Source organism: Bacteroidales bacterium, from assembly GCA_018334875.1.
Taxonomy (GTDB): domain Bacteria; phylum Bacteroidota; class Bacteroidia; order Bacteroidales; family UBA12077; genus JAGXLC01.
This window is the reverse complement of record JAGXLC010000489.1, coordinates 1-2,883: the sequence shown is the minus strand read 5'-3', so window position 1 is coordinate 2,883 and position 2,883 is coordinate 1. Positions and strand designations below refer to the sequence as shown.

Here is a 2,883-nt window from a genome sequence, read left to right as displayed (position 1 = left end):
GCTATCGAAAAATGGCCTGAGCTTCAACCAGGGCTTGAATTTTACAAAGAGGCTTTTCATGAACTCTGTACAGACCGGCCACCAGCAATGTCAGGCGTTATGTCGATCCCTTTTTCTGCTATTAATAACTATGCCCGAGCATATAGAATTACTGGTGAAGATTTTGAAGATTTGCGATACTTTGTGCGAATCCAAGATCAGGCCCTTGTTGAATGGAAAGAAGAACGCCGGCAGGCTGAAAAAGGCACACAGGACAAAAAAGGTCAAGTTAATTTCTGAGGTCCCATATGACTGATGTTAAAATAAGAGTTGCTGTTGATTCTGAAAAAGCTGAATCCGGAGTGCGTCGTGTCAATAAAGCGTTAGGTAACACTGACACGCAGGCACGTCAAGCAGATAAACAAACAAGCAGATTTAACCGAACCTTGAATACGATGGGAGGTACAGCTCGACGAGCAGGAAAGGCAATATTTAGTTGGAAAACTGCGATGGGCGCCGCAGCCGGAGCTGCTGGTCTTGGTTATCTTATTAAACAAAATATTGATGCGGCAGATAAGATTGCCAAAACTGCTGACTCTATTGGTGTTACCACAGATGCGTTACAAGAATATCGTTATATAGCTGAGCGCTCCGGGGTTGCAACGAACAAACTGGATCAAGGATTAAAAAAGTTTGCTTCTAGAATGTCAGATCTTGAAACCGGTAGCGGCCCACTGATTAATCGCCTCGAGGATGTTAATGACGAAACCCTGGAGATGATCAAAAACGCTGATTCTACCGGCAAAGCTTTCGACATTGTTCTTCAGCAAATGAAAAAATATGAAGGGCAGGTTGATGCGACACGAATCGCCACAGCCGCAGTGGGGCGTGAGCAGGCTGCAACTTTTACAAACATGGCGAAAAATGCTCGGGAGTTGGAACAACGTTATGAGCGGCTTGGGATCGAAATTGATGAAAACATGCTGCGTAAATCGGAGCAGGCAAAAGACAGTATTGATGATCTTGGTGCGGTGATAGAGTCATCTTTTATGCGTACGGTTTTGCAACTTGCTCCCGAAATCGGCCAGGCTGCCGATAATATGGCCGATTGGGTTGCAGAAAACGATGAATTTATAACCCAGGACCTGCCTCAAAAACTTTCAAATTTGGCAGAAGGCTTTGGTAAAGTCTATGGCGCAGCAGAAAAACTTGTTGATTTTCTCCATGAATCAGACAAAGAGATTTTGCAAGAGCAGGTAAAAAAACTTGAACAAGAAATTGAAACAAAAATTGAGATATACCAGAAACAGGCCGAGGCTTTTCGAGAACATCAAGGTGATCTTTGGGGTGATTTTTTAGGCGCAACAGACGCTATTACCAAGGAATCACTAAAAGAACAACGGCATGAAATAGCCGAGTTAAAACAGGAGCTTGTAGGTTATAAACTCACACTCGAACAAATGAGTGCCCCGCAAAAAGAATTTACAAAATCCATTAATGACCAAGCTGAAGCTCAACAGAAAGTTCGTGAAGAGGCTGAAAAAACAGCAAAAATTTTGCCATTTAGCAAACCGGACCTCCCCGAATTTGATGTCAATTTAGAGGACCTCCAGGAAGCCAAACGAATTTGGGAAGAAACACGATATCCAATTGAGGAAGCTCTTGTAGAAGTTGACAAGTTAAATGATCTCTATAGAAAAGGATTAATAAGTCTTAATACCTATCTGCGGGGAGGTGGGCAAGCCTGGGAAGAGTATCTGCGTACCATTGAAAAAGAAAACGAAGAGACTACATCTGAGATCGATAAGCTCTACGAAAACATGCTTGAAAATATTCAAAGCAATTTTGCGGATAGTATCCACGACATGCTGGATGGGCAAGTTCATTCGTGGGAGGATTTTTTCGGCTCCATTTTGGATATGTTCAAGCGCATGATCGCTGAAATGGCGGCAGTTGATATTACACGGAAAATATTCCAAGGCGAGGATATCAAAGGCGCTGGACTGTTTACGGGCAGTGACGGCGGATTTGTTCAGCAGCTACTAAGCAGGGATTCTGAAGGCGGTGGAGGCGATCTCGGCATTCCTGGGTTGAGTCGTTTAGGATCTATGACAATTCCGGGGACTGCCGGAAGCATGACTGTGCCTACTGCCGTGGGTGGAGAAGGCGCAACTATGGCCACTCCCGGCACAACCTTTGGATCTGCGATGGGACCAGCAGGACCAGCAGCAGGAGCAATCGGTTTATCAGAGACTGCCGACTATGCTTATAGTCAAACCGGGATGCCAAAAAATTGGTATTCCGATCCTTGGCAAGCCACTAAAGGCGTTGGGGATATAGTAACAGGAGATCCGAGCCAAGGAAGTATGGCAGCTGCAAGCCATTTTGTGTTACCTTATGTTGGACCAGCAATTTTCTCTTCGATTTTTGGCGGAGATCGTTACCATGAGCCTTGGGCGAGCTTTGGGGCAGGCAAAGAGCAAAAAGAATACGAAGAGCTTGTGAATAAACGAGGGACTGCCCAAACTGGTGAATTTGACTTTTTTGCCGCAGTAAATGAACGAAGTGCAGATCTCCCAACTGAAAAAATTGAAGGCGCCATTATTGATTATTTTGATAGTGTTTTAGGAACTTTAAATGAAGCAATTGGCGGAGGATTACAAGAAATCATTTCTAAAGATCCTGCATGGTTTCCGTCTCATTACGTACAAAAATATTTCGAGGAAGATGGCGAAGGTATGAAGGCGCTATTGTCTGATATGACGGAGAAAATGATCGGGCAATATGCGGATGCTTTATTTGACGCTGTAGTTGATACAGACCAATCTGTATTCGACAAATCCTTCCTGGAGGATATGCAGAAAGAAGGCGAAAATCTTGGCAATACCTTCTTACGGGTTGCCA

General features: G+C 44.2%; 2 protein-coding genes. Both read left to right on the top strand.

Annotated features, from left to right (window positions below; translation table 11 throughout):
* On the top strand, positions 1-279 hold a 279-nt coding region (locus KGY70_20285; protein ID MBS3777543.1), incomplete at its 5' end, for a hypothetical protein.
* Positions 280-287: 8 nt separating this feature from the next.
* Positions 288-2,883 (top strand): hypothetical protein (locus tag KGY70_20280; GenBank protein ID MBS3777542.1); only part of this gene is annotated, 2,596 nt, incomplete at its 3' end.